This window comes from Polaromonas sp. P3_C2 (assembly GCF_056402675.1).
The window spans coordinates 1-3,639 of the sequence record NZ_JBFUGX010000429.1 but is presented as its reverse complement, the minus strand read 5'-3'; the positions used below and the strand labels follow the sequence as shown (position 1 = coordinate 3,639).

Below are 3,639 nucleotides of genomic sequence, written 5' to 3'. Positions count from 1 at the left end.
ATCCTGCAGCAGTCTTTGCAGACCCCCACGGATCCTTTCAGTGGCAGCTTCCATGCTGCTTGCGGAACAGCGCCGGATACACAGGCGGCGCGCCTTTTGTCGATGCAAACAGTCCCAGCTTTGCGGCCTGGGCACGTTTTTCCGCCCGGGCATAGGGACCTGCATTGCCGCGGCTGCGGTAGGACCAGGCCATACCGTTTGCGACCATCCATTTGCCGGCATCTTCTCCGCTGAACCCCACCCTGGCCAGGAGGYGGCCGTAGTCGTCGTGGTATTGGCCATGCACCGCCACACGTTTGCCCAGAAGCCGGCGCATCAGCGCATCACGCGCGAGGGCCCCGCCCGGCTGGCAGATTTCCGGCGCATCAATACCCTGGATACGAATGCTGACCGGTTTACCCCCCGCTATCGGACGCACCCGGACGGTGTCGCCATCAACCACATAGGTGACGATTCCGGGCCAGGCCGCGATGGGAGGCGAGGCCGTGCGCGCCGACACACCCCCATGCATGAGTGCCACCAGAAAGAACACGCCCACGGACTTGACTGCGGAATTTTTCGTCACGTTAATTTGCTACTAAATTAATAGCTGCTTGCGCCCGCCAATATTGACCTGGAGGCAGAAATCTTGATAAACATTGAAGATCGTCAGCTTCGTTTTTTCTGCTGTCGTCGCCAGCGCGCATTAAAGAGGAGCAGAGAAGCTCTGAATATACTGTACAAATAAACAGCCTCGTTCCTGCCCTGATCACGCTGTAACGATCCATCCTTCCAGCGTGTCCATGTCCACCGGCAAGCCGTAGCGGGGAGCGCCCTGCTGGGCCGCCCAGGCCGCCTGCATCAGGCACAGCACGGCATCGAGGCTGTCGCCGCTGGCGTCGTCGGCCAGCAGGTCGCGCTGCGCGTGGCTGACCTTGAGGCGCAGCCCCAGACGCGTTTGGCCGTTCTCCAGCGCGGTGATCAGGTCCTTGCGTGCAATCAGCCGCTCGGGCGTCTGCCTGGCTTTGTCGTCGCTTTTGTAAGAGCGGCTGCCCAGCACCTCGCGCGCGAGCAGGCCCGGGTAAGCTTCGAGCGCCACACGTTGGGTGTCGCCGTCATGCAGGCCGGGCAAGTGCACGCCCGCCGCGAGCAAACGCGGCACACCGGCGTGCAGCATGTAGGCCACGGGTGGGTTGACCCATTTCATCGAGGGGCTGGAGCCGGCCGGGCCGTCGGCGGCACGATGGGCGAACTTGCCGCCCACTGGCCGCGCGTCGCAGAAGGCGGCAAAGGTGCTCCGGATGTCTTCGCGGCTCAAGGCCGCATAGTGGCGCATGCAGGCTTCCCACTGCAGCGGCCAGCCCAGGTGCGCCACCAGTTCACGCGGCAGGCCAAATGGAAAATCAAACGCGCCCAGCCAGGGCTGGGGCTGTTGCAGCCAGTGCCCGAACGCCGCCAGGGACTCCAGCCGCTCTATTTTTGATAGCACGCAGCGCCCATGAAACATAGACCCGAGGGCTAAAACAATGGGTTTTTTCTTGGTCGGGCTGCTGGAGAAATCGCAGCCAAGCAACAAGGGCACTGTCATCGCTGCCTCAATCACGGTCTCAGCCCAGCGCCAGCGCCATCACGCCCGCCGCAATGCAGGCGGCGCCGATCAGACGTAAGGCACGGTCGCCCTCACCCAGCAGATGGCCGCCTATCAGCGCGGCAAACAACATGGACACCTCGCGCGCAGGCGCCACATGCGAAAGCGGCGCTGTCTGCATGGCGTACAGCACCAGCACATAGGACACGGGGCTGACGACGCCGACAAACACCGCGTACTTCCATTGCTGCTTCCACAACACCCTGGCCGCAGCGGGGTCGCGCAGCAAGGCGGGTGCCAGCACCACCATGCGCAGCAGGCAGCCCATGTAATCCACCAGGATCGGCGACATCAGCAGGATCTTGACCGCATAGCCATCGACGACGGTATAGCTGGCGATAAAGGCGCCGCTCAGCAAGCCATAGACCATGCCCTTGCGCACCCGCTGGCGCTGCGCCGGGTCGTGCGAGGCGCGCCACAGGCCCGGCCCACCGGCGACCAGAAACACGCCGCCCACGACACCCGCGATACCGGCAACACCGAGCGCGGAAATCTGCTCGCCCAGCAGCAAGATGGCGGCCAGCGACGACAGCAGCGGCCCCGAGCCCCGCGCAAGCGGATAGACCACGGTGAGGTCCGCCTTGCGGTAGCCACGCAACAGGACGATGTAATAGACGGTGTGCAGCACGGCGCTGGCACATAGCAGCAGCCATTGCGCCCAACCCCAGCGCGGCAGCTCGGCAATGCCGAACCAGATGCCCAGCGGCGCCCACGCCACCAGCAGCACCAGGCCGGTAAAAGCGGCAAAGCGGGCATCACCGCCCGCCTTCTTGGCGGCGATGTTCCAGCTGGCGTGAATCAGTCCGGCGAGGAGTACGAGGGCCAGGGCGCCTAAAGACACGCGTCAGGCCTGGCGGTACGCAGGCCTCAAACCCTGCCGCAGATGGAGGCGGTGGCCATCAGGTCTTCGAGCAGCGCGAACGACACCTTGCCCGACACCGAGTAAGGATCCAGCTCGGCTTTTTCGGAGTATTTAAGCAGGATGGAATGGTTGAGCTTGGACAGGTTGACCTGGCCCATGGTCCAGCCGCCAAAACGGCGCTCGGAAATTTCCTCGAAGTGCAGGAGGATCACATCCTTGTGGCGGGCGTCCTGCTGGATGTGGCCGAACAGTTCGCTGACCGCCATGCGGCCGCCTTCGATGGCCTGCAGGAAGATGCCACCGCCGTAGCAGAGGATGCCGGTGATGCCTGACGAGGGGTTGTGCTGGCGCGATTGCGAGAGGATGCCTTCGATGGCCTCGGGGCTCGTGTCGACCGCGCGGCTTGCGTAAAGTAAACGTACCAACATGGTTAGCCTTTCTGCGGGATCAATGCGAGGAACTCGCGGCGCAATGTCGAATCTTTCAGGAAGACGCCGCGCATCACCGAATTGATCATCTTGCTGTCCATGTCTTTGACGCCGCGCCAGGCCATGCAGTAGTGGCTGGCCTCCATCACGATGGCCAGGCCGTCGGGCTGGGTTTTTTCCATGATGAGGTCGGCCAGTTGCACCACCGCCTCYTCCTGGATCTGCGGGCGGCYCATGACCCATTCGGCCAGGCGCGCGTACTTTGAGAGGCCGATCACATTGGTGTGCTCATTGGGCAGCACGCCGATCCATATCTTGCCGATGACGGGGCAGAAATGGTGGGAGCAGGCGCTGCGAACCGTGATCGGCCCGACGATCATCAGCTCGTTGAGGTGCTCGGCGTTAGGGAATTCGGTGATGGTGGGAGGCGCTACATAGCGGCCCTTGAACACCTCGTTGAGGTACATCTTGGCCACGCGGCGCGCGGTGTTGTTGGTGTTGTGATCGCCGTCAGTGTCGATCACCAGGCTGTCAAGCACGCCCTGCATCTTGCCGGTCACTTCATCGAGCAGCTTTTCCAGCTCGCCCGGTTCAATGAACTTGGCGATGTTGTCGTTGGCGTGAAAGCGCTTGCGAGCCTGGGCCAGGCGTTCGCGGATCTTGACGGAGACGGGTGTGCCCTCGTCGGTCGCGTCCTGGGGGGGCGTATCGGATTTCATAAG

At 63.1% G+C, this 3,639-nt stretch carries 5 protein-coding genes; all 5 read right to left on the bottom strand.

All coding sequences use genetic code 11. The features are described from left to right. Positions 1-37: 37 nt before the first annotated feature. Positions 38-565 carry a thermonuclease family protein gene (locus AC1DWI_RS16535; protein WP_477725233.1) on the bottom strand — a complete coding sequence of 176 codons (528 nt, stop codon included), beginning with the start codon at positions 563-565 and terminating at the stop codon, positions 38-40. Between the two features lie 183 nt (positions 566-748). Further along, on the bottom strand, positions 749-1,567 hold the full coding sequence (locus AC1DWI_RS16530) for a DUF429 domain-containing protein (RefSeq protein ID WP_477669812.1): 819 nt from the start codon (positions 1,565-1,567) through the stop codon (positions 749-751). A 19-nt stretch (positions 1,568-1,586) separates the two neighbouring features. Continuing rightward, the gene (locus tag AC1DWI_RS16525) at positions 1,587-2,468 is read right to left on the bottom strand and encodes an EamA family transporter (protein WP_477669813.1); all 882 of its coding nucleotides are present in this window, start codon (positions 2,466-2,468) and stop codon (positions 1,587-1,589) included. 26 nt (positions 2,469-2,494) lie between these two features. Beyond that, a complete protein-coding gene (locus AC1DWI_RS16520) occupies positions 2,495-2,917 on the bottom strand; it encodes a BLUF domain-containing protein (RefSeq protein WP_348045618.1) in 423 nt (140 codons plus the stop codon). A 2-nt stretch (positions 2,918-2,919) separates the two neighbouring features. Beyond that, on the bottom strand, positions 2,920-3,636 hold the full coding sequence (folE, locus tag AC1DWI_RS16515) for a GTP cyclohydrolase I (RefSeq protein ID WP_477725234.1): 717 nt from the start codon (positions 3,634-3,636) through the stop codon (positions 2,920-2,922). Between the last annotated feature and the right edge of the window lie 3 nt (positions 3,637-3,639).